Source organism: Gorillibacterium timonense (genome assembly GCF_001457415.1).
Taxonomy (GTDB): domain Bacteria; phylum Bacillota; class Bacilli; order Paenibacillales; family NBRC-103111; genus Gorillibacterium; species Gorillibacterium timonense.
In genome coordinates, this window is sequence record NZ_LN881724.1 from 2,012,976 (window position 1) to 2,038,238 (window position 25,263).

Sequence of the window (25,263 nt, forward strand, 5' to 3'; positions counted from 1 at the left end):
CACTCATTCGGTTAAGAAAAAGACTCCCCCGCATCACCGGGTGGAGTCTTCCTTCAATTTACTTATCGGTTTGTTTATCGTTTGGCATAAGAGCCGCTTTTCTTCTCGGCGATAAACACATAGTAACCGTCCTGTTCATGAATTCTCACCCCTCCGAAGGTGGAGATAAGCTTGTTCTTATACCAATCCTTGCGCTTTGTAACCATGATCATCTGTCCGCCGAGCTTCAAGCGATTGAAGCCCTTCTCGATAAACCCCTTGGCCACGCTGAAATCCGTATGGTAAGGAGGGTTGGACAATATCTTCGTAAATCCAAACTCCGGAACGGAAGCTAATCCGTCGCTGACATACATTCGGATTCCCGCAACCCCGTTTCGTTCTGCATTGGCGGTAGCCATCTCTACGGCCAGGGGATTCACATCCGCCATCACGACGCGCTCCGCTCCAATTTGTTTAGCCGCCGTGATCCCGACAACGCCGTAGCCGCACCCTAGATCCAGAACGAGATCATCCGGTTGAAACTCGGTAACGGACAGCATCGCCAGCGTTCCAAGATCAATTCTTTGTGGCGAAAACAATTCCTGCGATGTATCGAAGCATAGATTTTCATTTCCGATTGTTGCTTGAATCATCCGGTAAACCTGCTTTCTAATGGGAGAATGAACTCGCAAAAGAGGTAAAGGGGAGAATACACCTCTTTATAATACCTTTTTCCAGAAGGGGATGAAATGCTAAATCATCAGCAGCCCTACGAGTTGCATTTTCCCATATCTTGATGTATGCTCGAAGTGAAGCCACTTACATAAAGGAGGTTCATTACAATATGTCAGCCAACTTTTCTGAAGCATTGAAAACCAGAAGATCCGTTTATGGAATCAGCAAAGATATTCCGGTATCCGAAGCACGAATTGAAGAAGTCATCGGGGAAGCCGTCAAACATACTCCTTCCGCATTTAACTCGCAAAGCGCTCGCGTGGTCGTCTTGTTCGGAGAGCAGCATGATAAGCTGTGGACGATCGTCAAGGAAACACTCCGCAAGATCGTTCCGGCGGATAACTTCTCTTCCACGGAACAGAAGCTTGCCTCTTTTCAAAGCGGCTATGGTACGGTCTTGTTCTTCGAGGATCAAGCCGTCGTCGAAGGTCTTCAGGAGCAATTCGCGCTATACAAAGATAATTTCCCAGTATGGTCGAATCAATCCTCCGGTATGCTCCAATTCGTTGTCTGGACCGCTCTTGCTGCGGAAGGCATCGGAGCGTCGCTCCAGCATTACAATCCATTGATCGATGACGAAGTCAAGCAAACCTGGAGCCTCCCTGCAAGCTGGAAGCTGATTGCACAGCTCCCCTTTGGCGCTCCTACTGCCGAGCCCGGCGACAAGGCGTTTAGCCCGGTGGAAGATCGTTTGAAGGTTTTTAAGTAATGGATTTCATTTGACCGGATGGATGGGGATCCACCTAAAGCCGATTCCATCTGCAAGGCGATAGCTACTCTTCTTTATGTGAAAAGCTCCCGTATGAATGGGAGCTTTTTTTGTATGGTCCGGGTATAGTTCAAGGTGGGCAGCCCGTTCCTTTGTGCATGCTGACAATGGAGTCGAGCTTCAATTCATTACGTACACAAACCAATTAGTTAATCACATAAAGGATCTGATGAGCCGATCATTTTGATTTAGGTTACATAATCATTGTTATGTTACTTTTACGACAGAACTAGACTTCTTCTACCCTTGAGCGTATATAAACAGAAGGAGAGCGCCGAGAGCCCCTACTATGAGAAGCAAGCCATCTTTCAACGATAATCGGTAAGCATAAGAGGGAGCAGCTTGCCTCTCCCCCATGTAACCTCTTGCTTCCAAAGCAAGAGCGGTCTGTTCCCCCATATGCAGAACGGACAGAAAGAAAGGAAGCATCAGGGGGCGGATGTCCTGAAGCTTCAACCAGCGGCTCCCTCTCTTCCCTGTCCTGCGAGTTTTGGCGATCTGCGCGTATTTCTTCCATTCTTCCCCGATGACCGCAATATATCGGAACAACAGCATGATCCCTAGGGAAACCGCCTCCACCGGAAAGCCCATTCTGCCAAGCGGCCGCAAGGTTTGAGTGAGCACGCTCCTCAATTGAAGCTGGCTCTGGGTCAAGGGAAGCAGCAAACCAAGCCACATAACGAGGTAGAGCTGAAATAGACGCCGGAAAGTCTCTCCCGCTTCCATGAACGAAAAGCCCACTCGTCCACCTAGAAAAGCAATGTCTCCGCCCTTCCATGTTAGGCCAGCCAAAATGGTCGAGAAAATGGCAAGCCATGCGTAGTAGCGGCTCAATCGGAACATCGTTTTCGCCGGGACTTGAAAAACACGGATCACCGTTAGAGTGATCAGAAGGCCGATGGCGATGCCGCTCCATTCTCGCTGAAACCAGACGCCAAGTCCGAGCAGCATCGTGAAGCCCCATACGGCTCTCGGATCAAACTTCTTCATCCTCGATTCACGAGTGGGTTTGATCTCTTGGACCGTAGTTTTCTCAGTAGGAGCATCTTCACTTCTGCTAAGCGGAAGTAACGGCTCATTCACGATCAGGGCTAGCCCCATATCTGAATCAACGGGCTTCTCAAGAGAACGGTTTGGCCCCTTCTGCAGTAGAGCCTGAGCAAGATGATCCGCTGACTCCTGAAGAGAAGTTCCCAGACCGGGAAGATCAAACCCGGCCTCCCTAAGCCGATTTGCGAGCTGCATCGATTCGGGGACAGCCAAGCCTGCACGCCACAAATGACGGGGGTCTCGCCAAATGCTCTCCGGTGTTCCGTCAAAAACAAGCTTCCCCTGCTGAAGAATGAGAACCCGATCTGCAATCGGGAGGAAATAATCCGCGTCATGACTGGCGATCAGGACGCCGCCTATGTGAGGTGACCGGAAGCTTTGGATGGCAGGGAGCAGCCGGTCTTTCCCCTCCGCATCCAATCCAGAGGTCGGCTCATCAAGAAGAAGCCAATTCGGCTCTAGGAGCAAGGTGCCAGCGAGGGCTAATCTCCGTTTCTGCCCGCCGCTTAAGGAAAATGGTGACCGGTTGAGGAAATCGTCTGTATCGGGAAGCCCCATTTCTCGAAGGACTTTTCTTATACGGTCCAACCGTTCCGCTAGGAGCGTTCGTTTCGTCCTCCATCCGAGACTGTAAGTGAGCTCGTCCAAGACGGAATCGGCAAACAGCTGCTGCTCCGGTTGCGGTCCCATATATCCGATGGAGCAATTCCCCATGAGTTGCTCCGCACACAAAAGACCTGATTCGGTTGGAGGTGTAACCGTTTGAACACAGCCTGAAAAAAGCGGAAGCAAACCAGCGGCGGCAAGCAAAAGGGTCGATTTTCCGGCGCCGCATTCTCCAAGCAGGAGAGTGACTGTGCCCTTCTGAATATGGAGCTCTTTACCGGACAGGTCGAGAGCTATCTGATGATCCCGCTTGACGGTTATTCCATCTACCAACAAATCCAAGGATCAGCTCTCCCTTCCGTTCTTCCTACCGCTCTTCCATTCCGCCAGTCTCTCCATGAACGCATCCACCGTGAGAGGAGGCGGAGTCAAATAAATTCCCCGATCCGCGAGGGCAAGTGCAAGCAGGACCGGATGCGGAGCTTGAAGGCCAAGCTGTTCACTGGCAGATTCCACACCGTTTCGACCATAAAAAAAATCGACCGCCGTGCCGTCATCGTTAACAGCCCCGCCCCGTAGAGAAATCACCCGCTTCGCCTCGACAGCTTCCACCGGATTCTGGGTGCTCCAGACAACGGTTCGCCCTTCAGCGCACAGCGCAGAAGCCAAGTGGAGTACCCGTTTCGCCTCAAGCGGATCGAGATAGGCGGTCACTTCGTCAAACAAGAGCAGCCGGGCATCGAGAGCCAAGCCTCCGGCTATGGCGGCAAGCTGCTTTTGTCCGCTTGACAGGCTTCGCAGCGGCTGCTTTTCCAACCCGGTCAGGCCGCATTGGCGTAGCAGGTTCATGAGCTTTGCCTCTCTACAATCCGCAGGGACATCCGCTTGTTCAAGCGAGAATCGCAGATCCTCCTCCACCGTCTCTCCGAGCAGCTGCGCCTCGGGGTTCTGCAAGACTATCGCCTTCCGGCAAGCCTTTGACCAGCCGAAATCCAGCTCTCCGCTTGACAAAGGAAGCAACCCCGCCAAAACCTTCAGCAAGGTGCTCTTCCCACTGCCGTTGGTTCCAATGAGCGCAACAAATTCGCCGGGTACCAGCTGCAGATTCACCCCATCCAAAGCTAGCTGGATTCCGGTTCCATTACGAAAAGCGACACTCGCCTTATTCAAGAGTAACGGGTTCGGGTCCTTCATGATAACCTCCAGCATCGATGTTTCGTAAGACAAGAATAGCGGGATATGCTATAATCACGGCGACTCTTCCGTGAAAGGATGCGTGAACCGCATGAAGCAAAATCAAACACCGCCTGTACGCGCAATCGCTTATGTTGCGCTGTTCGCGGCGATATTTGTGGTGCTCAGCGCCGTTACCATTCCGCTTGGCTTCACACCTGTGCCGATATCGCTGCAAACCTTGGCCATCCTGCTCACCGGAGCGATGATCGGAGGAGGCTATGCCTTTCTTTCCATTGGCATCGTCCTTGTTCTGACTCTGCTTGGCTTCCCTCTGCTGCATGGCGCAGGAGGGCTCTCGTTCATTCTTGGACCGACAGGCGGCTTTATCTGGATGTTCCCCATCTCCGCCTTCGTAACGGGCCGCCTTGTTTCCCGAATTCAGGGGAACGGTCCCTTCTCGGTCGTCCTGATGGCTGCGGCGATGATCGTTGGCAGCGGGCTCGTCTATTTGACCGGAGTTCCTTGGTATGCCCACTTGGCAGGAATATCCCTTGGCAAAGCTTTCGCGCTCGTCTGCGTTCCTTTTATACCCGGTGACTTGATCAAGGTGGGGGCCGCCGTACTCATCACGGCCACGGTGCGCAAGCTGAATCTGCTGCCTCGGCTGTCCGCTCAGGATCAAGTCGTACCTCTTGATTAACCTGAAATTGTCATCACTCGCAACCGGCCTATTCCTTCTCTTGGGGATTGCCGGTTGTTTCATTCTTCAGAGGCAGAAGCTTGACCATATGGTAATACACCTGATGGTCCAAGAGCATTCGTTCCCCATCCTTCTGATAGCCCAATGAGCGGTACAGGGCTTCCGCTTTCGGTTTGTCCTGGGATACGAGCAGCGAAGCCTTCCGGTACTGTCGCTGGGCTGCCTCCGCTTCGAAATCGCGGATAAGCTCCGTACCGATCCCTTTCCCCCGAGCCTCCGCTGAAACCGCAAGAGAATCGAGGTAGAACTCATCTTCGCATGCCTCTGCCGGAAAAGCTTCCAGAGCTTGCGGACTCATCTCCCGCAGGTGAGCCAGAAGCGGAGCATCTAGCGTCGAACCATGCTCTCCTGGGTACATGAGCGCCATCCCGGTTACACGGCCATTATCGACAGCCACACGGATATTCTCATAACTGAGCCGGTTGCCCGGACGAAGAAACCAGTCCTCTACCGCTCGCAAGGCATGCTCCGGAGATTCGGTTCCGGTTAAATACAAGGCGATATCATCAATCGCGTCCAGGATAAGGGAACTCACCCAAGGCGCGTCATCTCGAACAGCAGCACGAATCATGTCATCCTCCCAATGAAAAAAGCACGTTTCAGACGTGCTTGGTCTCTCCTCCAGTATAGCTTGTCGGCTCGCTTCTTGCATCTGCACTCAAGACAGTGGGATTGTTCCTTGTCCTTGTCCTTGTCCTTATCCTCATCAACAAGGAGGTTCTCCTATGAAGTGGAAGGTATCCTGCATCCAGATGACGATTGCCTTCGGTCAACCCGAAGCGAATTACGCGAAAGCGGAAGAAATGATCCGATTGGCCGCAGCAGCAAATGCCTGTGAGCGCGGAAATGGAAACTCCTCTTTGGATCGTGAAACCGGAGAATCTTGCGCTTCCCTCTTCCTGCTGCCAGAGCTGTGGACGACCGGTTATGATCTGCCCCGTTTGTCTGTCATAGCGGACCCGGAGGGCGACCAAACGATTGCTTTCTTAAGCTCACTTGCTCGGACCTATCAGACCACCGTGATTGGCGGCTCCTATGCTCGGCTAACGGCGAATGGAATCTACAACTCCATGCCGTTCATTGATCGTGATGGGCGATTATTGGGTCATTATGATAAGCTGCATCTCTTCGGGCTCATGAACGAGCCCAGCTATCTGAAGCCGGGAAGCCATAAAGGACTGTTCCAGTTGGACGGCATCGTCAGCGCGGGCGTCATCTGTTACGACATCCGGTTTCCCGAATGGATCCGGGCGCACGTGCTTGCAGGCGCTGAGGTGCTGTTCGTTGCTGCAGAATGGCCTGACGTCCGCTTGGAGCATTGGCGTGCATTGTTGATCGCGCGGGCCATTGAGAACCAATGCTACGTGATCGCCTGCAATCGGGCCGGAATAGACCCAGACAACCGATTCGCCGGGCATTCGCTCATCATTGATCCATGGGGCGAAGTGATCGCCGAAGCCGGGCTGGATGAAGAGGTGCTTACGGCGATCATCGATCTGAATCGGGTTAAGGAAGCCCGCTCACGCATTCCCGTCTTCAAAGATCGCCGTCCCGATTGCTATACCAAATCTTAATCCGTAATACGAAGACCGTATTGCATTTTGAAGTTATCCTCAATGACCTCCATCATAAATCGATCATGTAAATATTGGGCCTCATAACTGTCATATGGTCTTTGCGCCAGTGGTGGAATGGACCCCGTGATGTCCGTGCCCGTAATCGCTGCGTCAAACGGGTTATTCGGATAGGGGTTAGGCTGATCCACAAACATGTCAGAGCTATTGCCTTGACCTGATCCGGATGGGCTCAATTGGGATTGGAGCGCGAGGCGATTGGTTTGAAAGTCCTCGCTAAAGCGAGTGAAATTGAGCTGGTAGTTCTGCTTAAGATAAGCAAGGAAGGTATCGGGGTTTCCTTTAAAGTAATTTTCAATAAAGTTCCTTACATCAAACGAGTCCAGTCCTACTTTGGCGACGTCGAACCCCAACTCGTTTAAATAGGCCATCATGGTTGTGGTTGCAAGCTTTTCTCTAGTTTCATAGGCATACTGCGCAACCATATCCTTCAAAAAGGCAACTTTGTCGATGTCTTCAACGACTATTTCCTGATACCATTCCCAAAATTGATTCAGATCCCCATCCTGATATTCAGCAATATAGCCGAGCAAGTCCGTCGGATCGATCTCCGCTGAAGCGACGTCAAACCCCTTGTCTCCCAATGCCTGCACGAGAATGCGTTCTGCCGCCCATTGATCAAACTCCTGAAGAATGAGCGGAAAGTCATTGCCGTACAATTTGATGAGTACCATGAGAAATTCATTAGGATCTCCGCTAAATTGATCGTCTATGTAAGCTGAGAACACCTCAGGATCAATCTTGTAGCGGGATAGATCAATCTTGTGCTCCTCCAGGAGCTTCTTTAGCGTATTCGCTTTGGCGGACACTTCCCCTGTGCTTGGCACTGGTGAGGCTATCGGTTCACTGCTCGCGGGTAACTGAACATCCGATTCGGGAGGGGTTGTCTCGTTGGCTGTCATCGCTTCGGAGGAGGAACTTGCTCTTTCATTGCCGGCGCTCCAACAACCCGTTAGGATACTGCAAAGGACTATACTGCCGAAGATCATTTTTCCGCTCAACCAGCGGGTTTTCATCGATCATCCCTCCCCAGCTCTCATGTGCTCCTTTTCACGTATATCTTTACCATAATCTTTGGCATGTGTATCCGTCAATCCCATATTTATACAAAAAACGGAACCGACTTCGCACGACATCATCCGTGCTAAAGCAGGTTCCGTTTTGATAAAATCCGACATTAAAGAACTGCAATTCTCTGCTTGATGCGGGGAAATACATCGAAGGCATTGCGGTAGAATACAGCCTCATGGAAACGGTCAGGAACAAGACGTCGGACGAATTCCGCGTAAAGTCCGATAGGTGCGAGCGGCCAGTCGGTTCCGAACAGCATCTTCTCGTAATGATCCGAGTAGACGAGCGCTCGACGGAAATGATCCATAAACAGCGGCTCGTTCATAAAGCGCTCGAAATGGGCGGCATCTCCGACCACGAGACCGGACAAATCCGCATAGACGTTCGGATTCTTTGCCACCACCTCCGCAGCATCCATCACCCAAGGATCTCCAAGATGGCAGATCATGAAGTTAACTCCGCGCTGCTGCAGAGCCAGTTCATCCACGGTAAGCGGATGAGAGTACTTCAAGAGTCCGTTCATGGAATAGGTATCACCGGTATGAATGACGACGGGAACCCGGTACCTCTCCGCAAGCTCATAGATCGGGCCATAGATTTTGTCGTAGACAAAATGATGATAATAACCGGCGTACAGCTTGATCCCGGCCACTTCGGGAGCTTGTAGGCGCGCTTCGATCTTATCCAGTTCCTCCAGCGCATGCTCTCCAGTGAGACGGTTCGGATTGATTCCCACACATTCCATGAGAAAGGGAGGAACACTCGGCTCCAAATCAAGTCCCATCGGATTGGGCGAGGACGAATCGGGAAAGGCTCCCTTCGTCTGCTCCGTCACCCCCATGCCAATGCCGAGGACGACTCCGTTCTTGTCAAATTCCGCCTTCAAGCCTGCCGCCGTGTAGTCAACACTAGACAAATCGATAGCAGTTCGGCGGAAGCTTTCAATGTCCGACAGGTGGATGTGAATATCAATGATGGACAAGTCGTCCCCTCCTTTTGTTCATGCCGTTAATTGATGGCATGAATTCTTTTATTTAACCCCGTTAAAAGTAACCCTCAACAGGCTTTGTACTTCTTCCTGATGCAGCTCTTGCTCTCCCATCACCAGGAATGAAGGCTGACTCCAGCGAGTTTGGCCGCCGGGAAGCTCCATGCCGTGATGGAGGACATGATTCAGTACTTTGTTATTCAAATAGGCCCAGGCTCTTTGCTGATGATGATGAACCGCGTGAAGCAGGCCGCTCCGGTTCACCGCTCCGATGCGCAGCAAGCCTTCGAGGGTGATCTCGGCTTCGACTTGGCCCATGTGGAACCGATTCTCGCCCGGAATCTCCATCCATCCTTCGGAGAATTCCGGCGAAGGGCGGAAGAAGTTGCGGCTAATCAACATGAAATTCGGATGATACAGCCCGGTTCCATTGGTGACAGAATAGAGTGTGCACAAGACAGGAGCTCCGGGGAGCATCAGCTGGTATTGATCGACGGTGATTCCCCGATTCCCTTCATGCTTCTCGATGCGGGTAGTCAGGCGAAGTCCTGTCCATTCATTGCCGAAATCGTCCGTGAGCTTGGCCCAGGAGGCGCTTCTCGGCTCTTCCTGCAGGGAGAAGCCGTTGATACCGGGTACTTCCAAACCAAGTCCCCCATGCCATGGATTCCACCAGGACCTTGGGCAGGGTTCGGGGAAGGAGCTGTCCAGCCACTCCACTCCATTCTGTTTCAAGGAGTGTACCACATTCCCGAATGCCGGCGTTGCCGCGATCGACAGTACACCGTTGGATACCGAGTAAGTTGTACCAGCCGAGGTTTCCTCCATGCTGCAATCGACGGGCTCATCGCCGGTCTGGAAGAAGAGCGCGGTCCGCCGCTGGGTCCAATCTTCTCCCTGATATTCCGCTTGAATCTTTGATTCCTTACCGCTCGATGCGAACACTTCCGGCTTCAAGATGAGCCTGCCCGTGTGCACGTCTGCTTGAGGCAATTCGACTCGTGCGGCTTCCCGTTCTTGACCGTCCCCGCTAACCAGAGAGAGTGAATAGGTGCCGGCCATCTCGACATTCTTCCGTTCGATCAATTCGACTGTTACTTCTCCGCTTCCGAAAGGATTCCCACCGTTCACGACGAGGTCGAGAGGGCGATCCAGTACCGGAATAATCGGATCCCGGCGTTTCTGAGCAAAGCAGCGGAAATCCCACCAATGCCCGAAGGTGCCAATGGCGATGAAAGTCGATGAAGTGCGTACGGAGGCTTTTGCTCCGATCTTCCCGAGAGGGATCTCAAGCCCATTGAACCATTCGGTCTTCACGAGCGGCAGTGAGGCATCCCAACAGATGCCGTAGGAATAGTGATCGCCTTTGCAGAACATCCAATTTTCCGTTAGCTCACCTGCATCCCAATGGTCCGAACTGCCGGAATATTCATCCATCATGTCCACATAGCGGCCGCGATACGGCAAAATGAAATGCTCTCCGAAAAAGCCGAAGTTATTCAGAAGAGTCAAGCTTTCTTCCGCTTCTTCATCCCCGGTATTGCAGACCTCGTAATAATGCTCAACCAAGCCGCTTCCGAGCAGCTTCGCCACCGACTTGATCTGATAGCCGGGGAAATCCTCCGATTCGAATAGAATCTCCATCGTCAAGCTGTTCGACTCTTCATGAATCTTCACGTCTTCCGCTTGCTTCTTCGAAAACTCGGCTGAGAACGGCTTGCCAAGCTTGGGGTACATCCACCAGGCACTATGGTTGAAGTGGGGATAATCGATCCAGAGATCGTTGTTTTGCTTCGTTAAGTGAAGCGCAAGAGGACCGTTCACCGCCGACCAATGCTCGCCTGCATCCCCTCCGAAAAGCCCGTTCAAGCCTTTGATCAGCACATGCAGCTTGCGTTTAAAGGTTACTTCCGCTTGGCTGACAGGTTTCGCTTGAACATCCACCTCGTGAGTGAACAGGCCATACCGCTTCAAGATGAAAGGGACCGGAACGGAAGCTTTCCCTTTGGCGGGCACGCGGATGGATACGCCCGGCTTCTCCCATTCTACCGCATCGTCTGCCGGCAATCCAAATGCAAACTCGGCTTCCTCCCGGAAGTTGTTTTCGATATTCAGGTAAAGCTCGGCCGGCACTCCGGGAAACAGCTCTCGGTTCGGCAGGGTCATCGTAATCTTCGCGGGGAATTTCGGAGCGACGCCCAGCCTGAATTCGGCCCGCAGTCCGTCGATCAACCATTCACTCATGACCACCGGATGGGTTTTCCAATCATTTTGTTCTTCCTCAATGGGATCCAGAGCAAACTCGCCTTCAATCGTTTCAACTGCACCTGGCGCAACCGTGATTGTACAGCTGGAAGCGAACCGGATGTTTTTGTCATCCCTTCCCTTCATCTCAATCGCCAAGGGCGCAGCTGATTTATTGGCAATCCGGTAGAGGACCTTGTAGCGGCCGCCGAACACCAGATCATGATCTTCGACCTCAGTCGATATTTCGTACTCCGGCGTTGTCAGCCCAGTCAGCCCGCGGCCGGTTTTCTCGAACTCGGCTCTAAGAGAAAGTCCATTCTTTTGCCAGGTGTATTCAAAGAAGTCAAATCCTCTTACCCGGCGGCCATCCGGTTCAATTACAAGCTTGCGTGTGCTGTCCGCATACCAATCCACTTTCTTGAAATACGCGGCAAGAGCTTCCGTCTGCAGGACGGTCGGAATGAAGTTCATGAGGTGCACGGAATTGTCTTTCTTTTCCCAGAAAAAGCCGCATTTCTTATACATCGGAACCGCTTTGGTATTGCCTGCCCAAGTAAACAAGTCCAGCCGCGGCCAGCCCATCTCCACGGTCTTGCGAACGGCATTCAGTATAAGGTTCCGACCCACCTTCCGCCCGTGATAATCGGGACGAACGTTGAGCAGTGGAACATAGAGCGCGCCTTCATCCGATTTGTAATGGGAAAAGCTGCAGAAGCCCACAACCTCTTCCCCGTCAATGGCGAGAAACACATGGAGATTAGTCGAGTTTTCCATATCACTGCGCACGCTGTCCTCGGTTCGTTGGCTGTTGCCTCCTCCCCAGCTTTCGTTGCTGCGGTTCCACATGTCCGCAACCGCTCGCGCATACGAATGATCATACTCGACAATACGGACCGAGTCCGTCTTTTCTTGGGTTAACATTCTATGTAACAACTCCTTTTATGAAATACCATAATTGAAATAATCTTGAACCGCCGTCTCTCGGAATCCGCAGGAGTGGTACAACCCGAGCGCATTCCGATTCTCACATTCCACTTCCAGTCGGATGGACGTACAACCCTCGGAACGAACAAGCTGGATCGATTCCCGAAGGATATTTCGTCCGAAGCCTTGGCCGCGCCATTCCGGCAGCACGGAGAAGCCAAAGATAAACGCGGCTCCTTCTTTCAATTGGATGCAGATTTTCCCAATGGGCTGCCCGTCTTCTTGAAATGCGGCGTAAATTCGGTCTTCCGGACTGTTCTCAAGCACTTGATCCACATACAGCTCCGCATCTTCCCGAGGCATGTCGTACCCGCCCATATCAAGCGTTATAATCAATTCTCGCTCAGTCGCTCCACAAAAGCGAAGAGAGATCCCGCTTTTATCCGCCTGCTTTCCCAAGTCATCCGACTCGGACCATTTCATCACATATTCGGAGAAGCTGCGTTGGATTTCAAGCGAATTTATGTAAGCCTGTCCGGAAGCAGAGTTCTCTGGGCAGATCAAGATCAGCTTGCTCATCCCCTGAGCGGCCGCTTCTACTTTTGCGGTTTTGAACAGCTCAGTCATGATCCCTTGACGCCGCTGATCCGGATGCACCATAGCGACTACCTCCGCTGAATCCGTTTCGAAGCTGTTAAGCCCCAAATAACCGACAAGCGTTCCTTCTGAATCCCGCCATAGAAAATCTCGCCGCTCTCCCGGCTTGCGATTTTCCAACATGCTTATGTGCAGCTTGAGGCTAATGCCTTCGTATTGATTGCATACATGTGCAAGCTCATGGATTTCAATCTTCATATCGGCGCTCATTTCCTGCGGCAACATCCATTGGCCGATTGGAGAATGAGCACTCGTCGATTCCGTCAAACGGATCCCTCCTGTCTTATCCTACCATTTCATATTTTCTCCCCTAACGATACGCTATTCTACGACAGGATCAAAGGGGAACTTTGTATAAACGGATTATCTCCCATCTCTTTGCAACAATTTTAGTAAGTGCAGCATTGAGTTTCCCCCGGTTCTCCGCTTATAATCAGAAGGACTATACCATGACAGGGAGCTTGAATCGAAGACCATGAGCATTCTCACCGTAAAAAATATCAGCCACGGGTTTGGCGACCGGGCCATCTTCAATGACGTATCGTTCCGCTTGCTTAAGGGCGAGCACATCGGACTGGTCGGCGCAAACGGCGAAGGCAAGTCGACTTTCATGAACATTATCACCGGTAAGCTGGAGCCGGATGCGGGCAAAGTGGAATGGTCCAAGAACGTGAGGGTCGGTTATCTCGATCAGCATGCCGTTCTGCAAAAAGGACAGTCCATCCGCGATGCGCTGCGCCTGGCCTTTTCCTACCTGTTTGAGCTGGAAGCCAAGATGAATCAGCTATACACCGATATGGGCTCTGCTTCTCCGGATGAACTCGACCGCATGCTGGAGGAAGTCGGCACGATCCAGGATACGCTGACGAATCATGATTTCTATGTCATCGACGCCAAGGTTGAGGAAGTGGCACGCGGACTCGGGTTGGACGAAATTGGCCTTGACCGGGACGTCCATGACTTGAGCGGCGGTCAGCGGACGAAGATTTTGCTCGCAAAGCTGCTTCTCGAGAAGCCGGACATCCTCCTGTTGGACGAACCGACGAACTATTTGGACGAGCAGCATATCGAATGGCTAAAGCGCTATTTGCAGGACTATGAGAACGCCTTTATCCTCATTTCTCATGATGTTCCGTTCCTAAACAGTGTCATCAACTTGATCTACCACATGGAGAATCAGGAGCTCAACCGCTACGTAGGCGACTATGATACCTTCGAGCAACAGCATGAGGCGAAGAAAATGCAGCTCGAATCCGCCTTCAAGCGCCAGCAACAGGAAATCTCCGACCTGAAGGACTTCGTTGCCCGCAACAAAGCGCGGGTATCGACCCGCAACATGGCCATGTCTCGTCAGAAAAAGCTCGACAGCATGGATATTATCGAGCTGGCCAAGGAAAAGCCGAAGCCGGTCTTTCAGTTCAAGGAATCACGGACATCCGGTCGGACGATCTTTGAAACCAAGGATCTCGTCATCGGCTACAACGAACCGCTTTCCCGCCCGCTCACCCTCCTCATGGAACGCGGACAGAAAATCGCCTTAACCGGGGCGAATGGTATCGGTAAAACGACATTGCTTCGCAGCATCCTGGGCGAAATCCACGCTCTCTCCGGTACTGTAGAGCTGGGGGATTATCTGCATATCGGCTATTTCGAGCAGGAAGTGAAGACTGCTAACTCCAACACCTGCATTGAGGAAGTCTGGAACGAGTTTCCCTCCCTCAACCAGTTTGAAGTTCGCGCAGCCCTTGCCAAATGCGGATTAACGACCAAGCATATCGAGAGCAAGATCGAGGTGCTGAGCGGCGGCGAAAAAGCCAAGGTGCGCCTCTGCAAGCTGCTCAATAACGAAACGAACCTTCTCGTCCTTGACGAACCGACGAACCACCTGGACGTCGATGCCAAGGAGGAGCTGATGCGCGCGCTTAAAGCCTACAAGGGCAGCGTTCTGCTGATCAGCCACGAACCAGAGTTTTACCGCGAGATCGCAACCGACGTTTGGAACTGCGAATCGTGGACCACGAAGGTATTTTAATTCGATCTGCTAACAGAACAAGAGCCGCCTTGCCTTCACATTGCGTGATGGCCGGGCGGCTCCTTTTGCATGCTCTCTTGTCAAACCGTATCGTTAGATAATTACACAAATAAAAAAAGCACTCCTTCCGCCCGATTTAAGCGGTGGATTGCATTCCAAATCAAAACATGCTACACTAAATCAGCCATTGTCTGTATAAACAGAAAAAGAGATACACACTTCGTATCTGTCATTTATTATACCAGTGTGTACGCGCCGTTGTCAATCCTTATTTTTAGAAGCAAGGAATGCGATCAGATTGAGGAAAGGGTGAGTCGAAATGTCTGACAACCAACACGAATCGGTAACGAATGCGGATTGGGAGACAGAAACTACGCGGATAGCGAAAGTGGAAACGCTGCTTCAGCAGGAAATTGAGCATCTGGAACCGATCGTGGGAAGCCTTCGCGAGCAAGTCGTCGATATTCGAAAGCATTTCTGGGACGGGGTTTCCATCGACCTCGGCACGGCCGATGATGTCATCGAAACGTACGCTTCCATGCGTCAGCAGGCGGAGGTGCTTACGGAGCGGGAAATCGGCCACCGCAATCAAGCGGATCGGTTAAAGAAAATGATCCGTCTCCTCCCTTCTCCCTATTTTGGCCGAATCGACTTTACCGAGACCGGGGAAAGCGACTCGGAGCCGTTCTATATCGGACTCGCCACGTTCCAGAATGAAGAGACGGGAGCCTTCTACGTCTACGATTGGCGGACGCCGGTTGCCAGTCTTTATTATGATCATTCACCCGGCCCTGCCAGCTATGAGACTCCCGTGATGACGATCACTGGAACGATGGATATGAAGCGCCAGTATGTCATCCGAAACGGACAGCTTGAGATGATGTTCGATACCGGCGTAACCATCGGAGACGAGCTGCTGCAGCAGGCGCTCAGCCGCGGCGCGGATTCGCAGATGAAGAGCATCGTCGCGACCATCCAGAAGGAGCAAAACCGCATCATCCGCAACCTGACCAGCCCGATGCTCATCGTTCAAGGAGCGGCCGGCAGCGGGAAAACCTCTGCCGCACTTCAGCGGGTGGCTTATCTTCTCTACCGGCACCGGAGCTATTTAAAGGCGGACCAGATCATCCTCTTCTCCCCGAACCCGATGTTCAACAGCTATGTGGCCTCCGTACTTCCAGAGCTCGGAGAAGAAAACATGCTGCAGACTACTTTTCAAGAATACTTGGATCATTCGCTCCAGCCGGAATATCAGGTGGAAGATCCTTACGATCAGATGGAATATGTACTGGGACAAACGGATGACTCCACTTATGAAGCCCGCCTCGAAGGAATCCGCTTCAAGGCATCGGAAGCCTATTTGGATGCCATTCGCAATCATGTGCTCCAATCCGGCAGATCTGGCCTCTTCTTTCACAGCCTGGAGCAGAACGGACGCGTCTACATCGACGCCTCTGAAATCCGCGATTGCTTCTACCGCCTGGATAAATCCATTCAGGTGTCAAACCGGATGGATCTAACCCGGCAGTCGCTGCTGGAACGGTTGAAGGAGTTGGAGAAAGCCGAACGTTCCGAAGACTGGGTTACGGATGAGCTTGATTATCAGGATCGGGACCGGTACCAGCAAGCTTATGTCCAATTCCGCAAGAGGCTGAAGGAGAAGGATCCTTCCTTCGAGGACAGCCTACAGGAAGAAGATATTCTTCGCAGGATGATCGTCAAGGATCATTTTGCTCCTTTGCGTCGTTCTGTGCAGCAGTTGGAGTTCATCGATCTTCATTCGCTCTATCTGGAGCTGTTCCGAGATCCCGCGAAGATGGTCGGCTTGACGAATGGTCATGCGCTGCCGAACGCGTGGCCGGAAATTTGCCGGATTACCGTAGAACGATTGAATGCGAAGCGGCTCCCGCATGAGGATGCCACTCCTCTTCTCTATCTCACCGAGCTTGTGAAGGGCTTCCAGACGAATACGCAAATCCGTCATGTCGTGATCGACGAAGCGCAGGATTATTCGGCTTTCCAATTTGAATTTCTGAAACGACTGTTCCCGCGGGCGAGAATGACGGTGCTCGGCGACTTTAATCAAGCCATCTTCACCCATTCCACAACCCTATCGGGACGAACTCCGCTTTTGCAGCTTTTTGGACCGGATAAGACCGAGACGATTCATTTAACTCAGAGCTACCGCTCCACCTGGGAGATCGTCGAGTTTACCCGCAGCATGCTGGACGGTAATGAAGAGATCGTTCCCTTCCGGCGCTATGGGGAGAAGCCCTTGGTCGTCCGGCTTGCGGACGGAAACAGCCGACGGGATCGAATCGTTAAAGATACCCAAGCGCTTCAGGAGCAAGGGTATGAAACTGTCGCTATCCTCTGTCGAACTGCAGCCGAGAGCCGAAGCGCATATGAGGAATTGAAGGATGCTTTGCCGGTCCGTCTGATCTCGAAGGACAGCCAATCCTTCTCGAAGGGGCTATCGGTGATTCCCTCCTATCTGGCAAAAGGCGTGGAGTTCGACGCTGTGCTGATCTATGATGCTTCGGAAGCCGCCTATTCCTCTGAAAGCGAACGAAAGCTGTTTTACACCGCTTGCACGAGAGCGATGCATCATTTGACCCTCTACAGTCCTGGACCGTTAAATCCATTCTTGCGTGACGCAGATTCCGAGACGTTCACGGTCGAGCAGCAAAGGTAACGATATCGTAAACAAGCGTTCCTCCTTCGGCAGTCCAGAAGGAGGAACGCTTGTTTTAAGGATGATTCTTTGATTCGTATCGATAAGAGCGACTTTGGATTTGGTGACATACAGACATACGCTAGGTTGAAGGTGTTTCCTATTCGTTATCCGTAAATATTATTTTATAACGCGAGTCCCTTGGATGAACCGATTTTTCCAGTTGCCGCTCGACATGTCGCTGATGACCACATCATATTTCGGGCTGAGGTTGTGAATGAACTTGCCGTTGCCGATGTAGATTCCGACATGACCGATCTTGCCCGGTGTGCTCACGCTGAAGTGAACGAGATCTCCCGGCTTCAAATTGGAGATTTTGGTGATCTTCGTTCCATACTTGGTTTGCATATTCGCGCCCCAAGGAAGTTTGATTCCTGCCTTCTTGTATACAAACTGCGTGAAGGACGAGCAGTCGAAGATCAATTTGCTTTCGTTGCGAACGCCATATTCATATTGAACCTTGCCTTGATAGGATTTGGCAATGGAAATGACCTTGCTTGCAGTCGAGGATGCCGTAGCAGCCTCCGCCTTGGGTGCGGCAATCATCGTAGCAGCCCCGAAGGTGAGGACGGCGGCAAGCAACAGTGCGGTGAACTTCTTCATCTGTTTCATGTTCATCTCTCCTCTCGGTGTCTGGCATCAGACTAACAGGGATTCCGGGCGAAAGGAACCGGGAATCCTTGCCACCGAAAGGCAGGAAAGCTTGAAAACCGGATGAAAGCCTGTCCACGCAAAGGGTTTCACCCGCCCACGATTATCCATGGGAAATGATTCTGGAAGGTTGAAGAGGTGCTTTTTTGGGTACAAGCTCGGTTTATGAAGGCGAAATCAAGCTTCTACATCGAAATTGCAGTTTTCCAGCTTAACCACCTTTGTCTTCTTCGTCCATTTGTATCCGAGCCAGAAGGCCAGGAAGACCGGAATTCCAATGTAAGAGGCGACCAGCAGCTGCCAATCCACGGCTCCGTCCGAGAATGCGGACAGGCTTTGGCCAATGATGACCACGAGGCAGAGCGCGAACGCGAACAAAGGACCGAACGGGTACCATTTCGCTTTATAGGGAAGGTCGGCGAGCGATTTCCCTTGAGCGAGATAAGCCTTGCGGAAGCGGTAATGGCTGATGGCGATGCCGAGCCATGCGATAAAGCCCGTCATGCCGGAAGCGTTGAGCAGCCACAAATAAACAACACCGTCCCCGAAGAAGGATGCGAGAAACGCGAGCAGGCCGAAGGCTGCGGTAACGAGAAGCGCATAGACCGGAACCCCGCCCCTGTTCAGCTTCGTGAGAAACCGAGGCGCTTTGCCTTCCTTGGCCAGAACCCAGAGCATCCGCGTCGAAGCATACATGCCGGAGTTCCCCGCCGATAGGACGGAGGTCAAGATGATGGCGTTCATGACTGACGCTGCAAATGCGAGCCCCGCCTTCTCGAACAGAATGGTGAACGGGCTCATCTGAACGGCATCACTGGCAAGATTCTCATTGGTGTAGGGAATGAGCATGCCGATGATGAAGATGGCCAAAATATAAAACAACAGGATACGCCAGAAGACGGAACGAATGGCACGAGGAATGCTCTTGCGCGGGTTCTCGCTTTCGCCTGCTGCGATGCCGACCAGCTCCGTCCCCTGGAACGAGAATCCGGCAGCCATAAAGACTCCGAGAGCAGCCAGAAAGCCGCCGTGAAACGGTGCGTCGCCCCTGGTGAAGTTGGTGAAGCCGACTGCTTCTCCGCCAAGGATTCCGAAGATCATCAGAATACCGACGATGATAAAGACGATAACCGTGACGATCTTGATGGTAGCAAACCAATACTCGGACTCGCCATACCCTTTGACCGATAACAGATTGAGCCCGATCATCAGCACGAGGAACAAGGCGCTCCAGATGAACGAAGAACTGTCCGGCAACCAAAACTTCATGATTAGCGTTGCAGCGGACAGCTCAGCTGCGATCGTAATCGCCCAGTTGTACCAGTAATTCCAGCCGATGGCAAACCCGAAGGCCGGATCGACAAACCGGTCCGCATAGGTGCTGAATGCACCGGACACCGGCATATAGGTAGCCATTTCGCCAAGACTGGTCACGAGGAAATAGACCATAATGCCAATGACGCCGTATGCGAGCAGCGCTCCTCCGGGGCCAGCCGAATGGATCGCCCCTCCGCTGGCCAGGAACAGCCCCGTGCCGATGGCTCCCCCTAGCGAGATCATCGTCATGTGTCGAGATTTGAGGCCGCGGCGCAGCTGATTCTGATCGTACTGCCCAGCCTTGTCCGGATTCACCTGCGTAGGTGCATGCGCTTCCATTTCTTTGGGATTTCTCACTTGCTCGAACACTCCTTTTTGTGGTTTGGTCCCCTTGTTACGACCGCGCCAACGTCAGGAAGGAATGTGCGGAACACACAGAAACACAGAAAGACCGCGGGAACCAAACATCCGTCTCCGCGGTCAGGCTTATCGTCCTAACATCCGCATCAAAAGGCCTTCCATGAAGATAGCACAACACACGGCGAGCTTGGAAAAGCTCCGTGTGACAGTTCCGCTCCTTTCGGATACGGCCCCAGCGCCCGCAGTCTGACTGCTGCAAACACTTCGGCGGTGGTTCCCTTCAATCGGTATCATAGGCGTGTCAGCGCCTTCCCCGATCTACTCATAACTACCGCGACCTCTACCCCATCCAGAGTCTGTGATGAGGGCATTGTTCAATTGTCGTACGTTCCCCATTATATAACAAGGCGCGTCAGGTGACAATGTTCCATCATCTAGAAAAATTTGCCCACGGTAAGGCTGAATTTGCTAAACTAGAAGGAAGCATGACCCATACTGGCATCGATTGGGGGGTGGCGCAACTTGATCAAAATCGCCTTTTGCACCAGTGACGGGAAATCCGTTAATATGCATTTTGGGCTAACCCACCGCTTTGCAGTATACGGTCTCGACAAGGAACAGCTGACCCGTTTCCCCGATACCATCGTGGGCAGCGTCCACTCGCTGGAGGATATTCCTCCGCTCGGTCATGACCGGGACAAAATCGCTCAGCGCATCCATGCTCTTTCGGACTGTCTCCTCGTGTACAGCACCCGGATCGGGTCTGCCGCTGCCGCCCGGCTAACCGCTCAGCGCTTGATGCCCATCCAAGTGGCCGATGGGACATCCATTCTTGCTGAGCTGGAAAAGCTTCAGGATGTGCTCAAAAAAACGCCTCCTCCCTGGTTGGAGAAGGCGCTAAAGCAAAGCCAAAGAAAACCATAACCTTAAGTCCTTCGCTCAAATCCGACGATACGAGCCGGATAAATCGACAAGTCTACCTCTCCATGAGCAGCCGATTTCCAATTCGATGAATCAGATCCAGCGTTCCCTTATACCCTACGTTTGACGTAAGCGGATAGCCCAACCGGCGAAGGACCGGAAACCCGATCGGATAGAACGGAATCCCCCTGTTTTTTGCCCACCACTCTCCCCTTGAACTGCTCAGCCACAAGTCGGCCCCGTCTGCCGCAATCCGGTCAAGCTCCTCCAAATCCCCCATTTGAAGACTACCGGAAGGGTTCAAGTTCCTCGAATGATCCGGTACGACACAGCAAAAGGAACTCACACCCATTTCCTTCAACCAGCCCTGCATAACAGCCGCATGATCGGGCTCAAGCGCCCCCACGACTTTCTTGTCCCGATAGACGGAGCAGGCGTCGAGCATCCCATCCAGCAGAAATTCTCTTTGCCAGCGGTATTTTAACGGAGGTGCCGCCCCTCTGCCATAGCTTTGGAGAAACGAAAAAAAATCATCGGTAGCCTTGAGTCCCGTCACTCCTGGGAACACCTGATAAGGTATTCGAAAGGCGGTTTCCATCCGTCTGGCGGCATTTTCCATACAGGAGCCGATGGCAATCGTAAAGCCGGAAGAGGGCACCTCCTTCAAATGCTCAATCGGAGTTCCTCCTCGTGTCAGAGCACTGTGGCCCATAAGCAGATGTCCCGGCAGCGACAGCGACAAATCGGGAAGAGTGAGAACCTCCAAATCGAAGGAAGCGATGATCTCCTTCAGCTCAATGACATCCCCCGGCGTCAAATGTGGACCTGGAAGCAGATTGATCCGGTTGCGCTGTTTCTTGCGAACAATTTGCTTGTTGAGCTCGATAATGCCGTCGATGACCGCTTCCGTCACTTGGGCATACCCGGTCTCCATCCAGCCTTCCTCATCGGAAGCCTGAACCTGAAACACGATCCGATTGCGCAGATAAGCTTGATTTACCTTGCGCAGCGATTGGAGATTGCGCTGCAAATCTTCCCCCACCATATCCGTAAGGGTTGTCCCGATCAGGCCGATCACATCCGGCTTGTGATGGGTGATCGCCAGATCGAAGGCTTCCTGAATGCTGTCGCCACTGCCGAAGACATGGTTATATTCATGCATGGCGATCCCTTGCAGCGTGATGGGCTCGCGGAAATGATTCATCAGCATCGTCTTAATCGACTCGGCGCAGCCCTCCGCCCCATGCAGGATCGGGATTCCCCGATAAAACCCCTGCATGGCCAGGACGGCACCGAGCGAGGGACTGACTTGGATCGGATTCACCGTGAGCGGCTTCCTCTGTCGAGCCCCCTCCTCTTGAAGGGGGCATTCAGGTTCATTCCTTATCATCCGGCTCACCGTCCCATGGCGCTTTCCATTTCAGCATCTCCCAGATCGGATGCTCCAGCTGACTCAGCACATCCTGGCCCAGCTTATGCACGCCCTCGTAGCCGGTATAAGCGGCTCGCTTCTCTGTGTTAATCTCCAAGAACGGCAGCTTTTCCTTGATGGGCAAATACGTATGGCTTCCGCTGACGATCATCAAATCGGCTTTCCGCACACGGAATGCCTTGACGATCGCGGAATCGTCGCCATCCGGTATCAAATGGGTATCCGTACCGGCCCGCTCCCGAATCCGGGACAAATCCTCCTGATTGCTGCCGTTCGTGCCGATGGCGATCAATCGCAGGCCAAGCTCCTGCAAAGCGGAGATAAACGCCCAGCTTTCTATCCCCTCGGTGTAGAGAAGAACCCGTTTCCCTTTCAGCTTCTTGACCAAGTCAACGAGGTCCTTCAAGAGCGCTCTCTCTTTCTTGCGGATGAAGCGGGCAATGCGCAGATCGAGCTCCCGGTTCTGAAAATGAAAGGCGATCTGCCGCAAACTGAACCGGATCTCCCTTGATCCATAGAATGAACCTTCAAAATAGGGGATTCCGTAGCTTTCCTTCATCCGGCGAGCAAGCGTGATCATCGAGCGGTTGCAGAGGACCATGTTGACCTTGGCCTGGTGAGCGTTCTGAATATTGGCGAATCGACTATCTCGCCCAAAGCTGGCCAACACGCGAACGCCGATCTTGGACAGAAGGTCCTCGATGGCTTTACCTTCGGCTTCTCCGAGGTTATTACCGATGAGATTCACATGGAAGGAGCCTGCTCTCAAAGGGGCGTTAAGGTCGGACTTGCCGATAACCTGATGGAACAAGGCTTCTCCGGCCAAGCGATTCCCCATGTTCCTGCTGCCCATGTTGCCGGCGCTGTGAATCGGTACGACGGGGATTCCCCACCGCTCCGCCGCCTGCCGGCATGCCGTATCCAGATCCTCCATCGCAAGCACGGTGGCACATGTGTCATAGACGAAGATGACGGGAGGCTTGAATCGCTCTGCAATGTAGTCGATGGCGCTCCGAAGCTTCGCTTCTCCCCCCTCGATAAGATCAAGGCGGGAAAGTCCAGTGGAAAACCCGTACCGAGCAGTTCCGGCTTCCTCACGCATGGCCTCGGCGTGCTCCCAATTGTTATCGAGGCAGCTCATGGTTCCGTGGACGAGATGCGCGGCGTCCTCAATGGCCAGAAGCGTCGAAAGTGAGCCCTCAAACGCGCATCCTCCCATGGAGGAGTCTCCTGCCTTCGATCGCATACAGCCCCTCTTCTCCTGCCGACCGTTATGCTCGCAATCCGGTTCGAAGAAATAATTACGGTTTCCCTTTGGCACATTCGTCCCTCCTTCCCGGTAGAGCGGGCATGATCGGATTATGATGAGAGGACTACTGAAGGGGGGCAAAGAGCCGGTACAAGCGTGCGCTCTCCACGAGCTGCTCCTGGATCGCTCCCTTTCGCACGAGCGGAAGAACACCTGCTCTCTGCAGATTCTCCGCTGGATGCGGGCCGATCCCCGAGCAGAGCAGGAGCTCACAATCCTTCACCAGCTCGATTAACTCCTCCAGATGAGCCGCCTTCCTGCTCCCGCTTCCGTCTCCACATTCCGCCGTTCCGTTGCAGTAAGCCTGCACCTTACGGGCGCCCAAAAGCCGGATCGAACGGTCCATCACCTCGTAGACGAGGAATTCCCGGGCATGACCGAAATGCTGGTTGATCATACCCGAACCCCTTGTCGCAACTGCAATTCGAACCGCGTTCTTCCATTCACAGTCGGCAGGCTCTCCGTTTCCACATCCCCTGCGAGACCGATCGGCAAGCTCCTCTTGAAGGGTCAAGCGTTCCTCTCGCTCATAACGGATGGTTTGCGGCAGGCGGTCCAGCTCCTGGCTCATGTCGGCTCCGATCAATCCGATCGCATCGGCGCGGCACTGCCGGCAATGCCGCATGACAGGCATAATTTGAGAGGAAGCCTGCTGGACGCGGATCATTTCTTCGGCAGCAGGCGGCCTCATCCCAATCTTCTCGAACAAGCTTCCGGGCGAGAGAATGAGCGGCATGATATTGTGAGAAAAAGCGCCAAGCTCCTTGACGGTCCGGCTGACCTCTGCCATCTGCTCCTCCCCGAATTCTGGAATGAATACAGAGTTGACTTTGACCAGCACATCCCTCTCCGCCATCATCCGAATGCCTTCCAGCTGCTGAGCGATCAGGATTTCGCCGGCTTCCCGCCCTCTGTAGGCTTTTCCCCGATAGGAGATTCCGGTATAGATCTGCGCAGCGATTGCGGGATCAACCGTGTTCATCGTGACTGTGACATGGCTTACGCCAAGCTTCACGAGCTCATCCGCGTAGTCGGGCAGCGCCAAGCCATTCGTGCTGAGACAGAGCTGCATTTCGGGATAGACAGCCGCGATTAGGCGGAAGGTGCGAAAGGTTTCATTTGGATTAGCCAACGGGTCTCCGGGACCGGCGATTCCGACAACGCTGAGAGATGGCAGGCGAGCGGCCGTCTCCGAAACGCGCTCAAAAGCTTCCTCCGGCGTCAAAACGCGGCTGGTTACACCTGGGCGACTTTCGTTCACACAGTCGCATTTACGATTGCAGTAGTTGCAGCTTATGTTGCATTTCGGTGCTACCGCTGCATGCATACGGGCAAAATGATGATGTGCACTCTCATTGTAACAAGGATGCTTAAGAGCCGCTGTGTCCATCTTCACCTCTCTCCTTTCGATTTGCGTTGTTTTTTCACGCCGTTGCCCCTATTAAATCAACGCCGAACTGTGGCGAATAGCGAATAGCAGGCTCTGTTCTTGCTCCTCTATCCGAACATTTTTTTCACTTCGGTGCACATCGAGAGTACTCGCTCCGCATCCTTCGGCTCCGGCGTGCCGTGGAAATAATCATCCAAGGAACAGATGCCGAAGATAATATCAAGCGACTGAATGTCTTTGCTTAATCCTTTTGGAAAATCCATCACCGACTCCACCGAGTTCATCAGGCAGATGAAGTTGTGGTTAAGCGGCTCTATGCCGTGAAGCTTGCATAAGGCGACGAGATAGCATTCCAATGCGACCGAAGCTAGGTTGAAGATCAGGCTGTGCCTTCTCCCCTCCGAGACGAACTGCTCTGCTCGCCGGTGATACTGGGTCGCATGGCTTAGCGGTTCAAGGTAATCGGAGCCGTCGTCTTCCCCGATATCGACCATTTGCGCTTCCATTTTTCCGCCTCCCCT

20 protein-coding genes and 1 riboswitch are annotated in these 25,263 nt (G+C 52.9%); of the genes, 6 read left to right on the top strand and 14 right to left on the bottom strand.

From position 1 onward, the window contains the following. Positions 1 to 74: 74 nt before the first annotated feature. Entirely contained in the window at positions 75 to 632 is a 558-nt protein-coding gene (locus BN2684_RS21905) for a class I SAM-dependent methyltransferase (RefSeq protein ID WP_058304205.1), read from the bottom strand. 191 nt (positions 633 to 823) lie between these two features. Between BN2684_RS21905 and BN2684_RS21910 the strand changes: the two genes are divergently transcribed. Continuing rightward, a complete protein-coding gene (locus tag BN2684_RS21910) occupies positions 824 to 1,423 on the top strand; it encodes a nitroreductase family protein (protein ID WP_058304206.1) in 600 nt (199 codons plus the stop codon). A 300-nt stretch (positions 1,424 to 1,723) separates the two neighbouring features. Here BN2684_RS21910 and BN2684_RS21915 read toward each other — a convergent pair whose 3' ends face one another. Together BN2684_RS21915 and BN2684_RS21920 are read right to left on the bottom strand one after the other, a co-directional pair. After that, positions 1,724 to 3,481 (bottom strand): ATP-binding cassette domain-containing protein, encoded by a 1,758-nt coding sequence (locus BN2684_RS21915; RefSeq protein WP_058304207.1) that lies wholly within the window; start codon positions 3,479 to 3,481, stop codon positions 1,724 to 1,726. A gap of 3 nt (positions 3,482 to 3,484) precedes the next feature. Beyond that, entirely contained in the window at positions 3,485 to 4,333 is an 849-nt protein-coding gene (locus BN2684_RS21920; protein WP_058304208.1) for an energy-coupling factor ABC transporter ATP-binding protein, read from the bottom strand. A 91-nt stretch (positions 4,334 to 4,424) separates the two neighbouring features. On the opposite strand from BN2684_RS21920, the gene BN2684_RS21925 reads away from it, so the two are divergent. Next, the gene (locus BN2684_RS21925; protein ID WP_082652126.1) at positions 4,425 to 5,015 is read left to right on the top strand and encodes a biotin transporter BioY; all 591 of its coding nucleotides are present in this window, start codon (positions 4,425 to 4,427) and stop codon (positions 5,013 to 5,015) included. 28 nt (positions 5,016 to 5,043) lie between these two features. Here the strand turns inward: BN2684_RS21925 and BN2684_RS21930 are convergent, their stop codons facing one another. After that, the gene (locus BN2684_RS21930; RefSeq protein ID WP_058304209.1) at positions 5,044 to 5,646 is read right to left on the bottom strand and encodes a GNAT family N-acetyltransferase; all 603 of its coding nucleotides are present in this window, start codon (positions 5,644 to 5,646) and stop codon (positions 5,044 to 5,046) included. 154 nt (positions 5,647 to 5,800) lie between these two features. Here BN2684_RS21930 and BN2684_RS21935 point away from each other — a divergent pair, with 154 nt between their 5' ends. Next, positions 5,801 to 6,649, top strand: coding sequence for a carbon-nitrogen family hydrolase (locus BN2684_RS21935; protein ID WP_058304210.1), 849 nt, complete (start codon positions 5,801 to 5,803; stop codon positions 6,647 to 6,649). Here BN2684_RS21935 and BN2684_RS21940 read toward each other — a convergent pair. The 4 genes from BN2684_RS21940 to BN2684_RS21955 all read right to left on the bottom strand — a co-directional run bounded on the left by BN2684_RS21940 (position 6,646) and on the right by BN2684_RS21955 (position 12,863). Further along, positions 6,646 to 7,725, bottom strand: a complete 1,080-nt coding sequence (locus BN2684_RS21940; protein ID WP_058304211.1) for a hypothetical protein — start codon at positions 7,723 to 7,725, stop codon at positions 6,646 to 6,648. The two genes, BN2684_RS21935 and BN2684_RS21940, sit on opposite strands and share 4 nt — an antisense overlap. 161 nt (positions 7,726 to 7,886) lie before the next feature. Further along, complete coding sequence (locus BN2684_RS21945) at positions 7,887 to 8,762, bottom strand: amidohydrolase family protein (protein WP_058304212.1); 876 nt, start codon at positions 8,760 to 8,762, stop codon at positions 7,887 to 7,889. A 48-nt stretch (positions 8,763 to 8,810) separates the two neighbouring features. Then, the gene (locus BN2684_RS21950) at positions 8,811 to 11,936 is read right to left on the bottom strand and encodes a GNAT family N-acetyltransferase (RefSeq protein ID WP_058304213.1); all 3,126 of its coding nucleotides are present in this window, start codon (positions 11,934 to 11,936) and stop codon (positions 8,811 to 8,813) included. Between the two features lie 18 nt (positions 11,937 to 11,954). Next, positions 11,955 to 12,863 carry a GNAT family N-acetyltransferase gene (locus tag BN2684_RS21955; RefSeq protein WP_058304214.1) on the bottom strand — a complete coding sequence of 303 codons (909 nt, stop codon included), beginning with the start codon at positions 12,861 to 12,863 and terminating at the stop codon, positions 11,955 to 11,957. A 208-nt stretch (positions 12,864 to 13,071) separates the two neighbouring features. Between BN2684_RS21955 and BN2684_RS21960 the strand changes: the two genes are divergently transcribed. Beyond that, positions 13,072 to 14,628, top strand: a complete 1,557-nt coding sequence (locus BN2684_RS21960; protein ID WP_058304215.1) for an ABC-F family ATP-binding cassette domain-containing protein — start codon at positions 13,072 to 13,074, stop codon at positions 14,626 to 14,628. Between the two features lie 319 nt (positions 14,629 to 14,947). Further along, entirely contained in the window at positions 14,948 to 17,323 is a 2,376-nt protein-coding gene (helD, locus tag BN2684_RS21965) for an RNA polymerase recycling motor HelD (protein WP_058304216.1), read from the top strand. A gap of 159 nt (positions 17,324 to 17,482) precedes the next feature. Here the strand turns inward: helD and BN2684_RS21970 are convergent, their stop codons facing one another. Together BN2684_RS21970 and BN2684_RS21975 are read right to left on the bottom strand one after the other, a co-directional pair. Continuing rightward, the gene (locus BN2684_RS21970; RefSeq protein WP_058304217.1) at positions 17,483 to 17,974 is read right to left on the bottom strand and encodes a C40 family peptidase; all 492 of its coding nucleotides are present in this window, start codon (positions 17,972 to 17,974) and stop codon (positions 17,483 to 17,485) included. A gap of 216 nt (positions 17,975 to 18,190) precedes the next feature. Continuing rightward, complete coding sequence (locus BN2684_RS21975) at positions 18,191 to 19,669, bottom strand: amino acid permease (RefSeq protein ID WP_058304681.1); 1,479 nt, start codon at positions 19,667 to 19,669, stop codon at positions 18,191 to 18,193. 180 nt (positions 19,670 to 19,849) lie between these two features. Next, positions 19,850 to 20,041: riboswitch (Lysine riboswitch) on the bottom strand. Between the two features lie 171 nt (positions 20,042 to 20,212). Here BN2684_RS21975 and BN2684_RS21980 point away from each other — a divergent pair. Beyond that, positions 20,213 to 20,614 carry a NifB/NifX family molybdenum-iron cluster-binding protein gene (locus tag BN2684_RS21980; RefSeq protein WP_058304218.1) on the top strand — a complete coding sequence of 134 codons (402 nt, stop codon included), beginning with the start codon at positions 20,213 to 20,215 and terminating at the stop codon, positions 20,612 to 20,614. Between the two features lie 52 nt (positions 20,615 to 20,666). Here the strand turns inward: BN2684_RS21980 and nifN are convergent, their stop codons facing one another. From nifN to BN2684_RS22000, 4 genes are all read right to left on the bottom strand, one after another. Further along, a complete protein-coding gene (gene nifN, locus BN2684_RS21985; RefSeq protein ID WP_148450049.1) occupies positions 20,667 to 22,001 on the bottom strand; it encodes a nitrogenase iron-molybdenum cofactor biosynthesis protein NifN in 1,335 nt (444 codons plus the stop codon). After that, positions 21,988 to 23,364 (bottom strand): nitrogenase component 1, encoded by a 1,377-nt coding sequence (locus BN2684_RS21990; protein WP_082652130.1) that lies wholly within the window; start codon positions 23,362 to 23,364, stop codon positions 21,988 to 21,990. Before BN2684_RS21990 ends, nifN begins: the two co-directional genes overlap by 14 nt. A gap of 52 nt (positions 23,365 to 23,416) precedes the next feature. After that, positions 23,417 to 24,742 (bottom strand): nitrogenase cofactor biosynthesis protein NifB, encoded by a 1,326-nt coding sequence (nifB, locus tag BN2684_RS21995; RefSeq protein WP_058304221.1) that lies wholly within the window; start codon positions 24,740 to 24,742, stop codon positions 23,417 to 23,419. Positions 24,743 to 24,849: 107 nt separating this feature from the next. After that, positions 24,850 to 25,248, bottom strand: coding sequence for a HEPN domain-containing protein (locus BN2684_RS22000; RefSeq protein WP_234340300.1), 399 nt, complete (start codon positions 25,246 to 25,248; stop codon positions 24,850 to 24,852). Positions 25,249 to 25,263 lie beyond the last annotated feature (15 nt).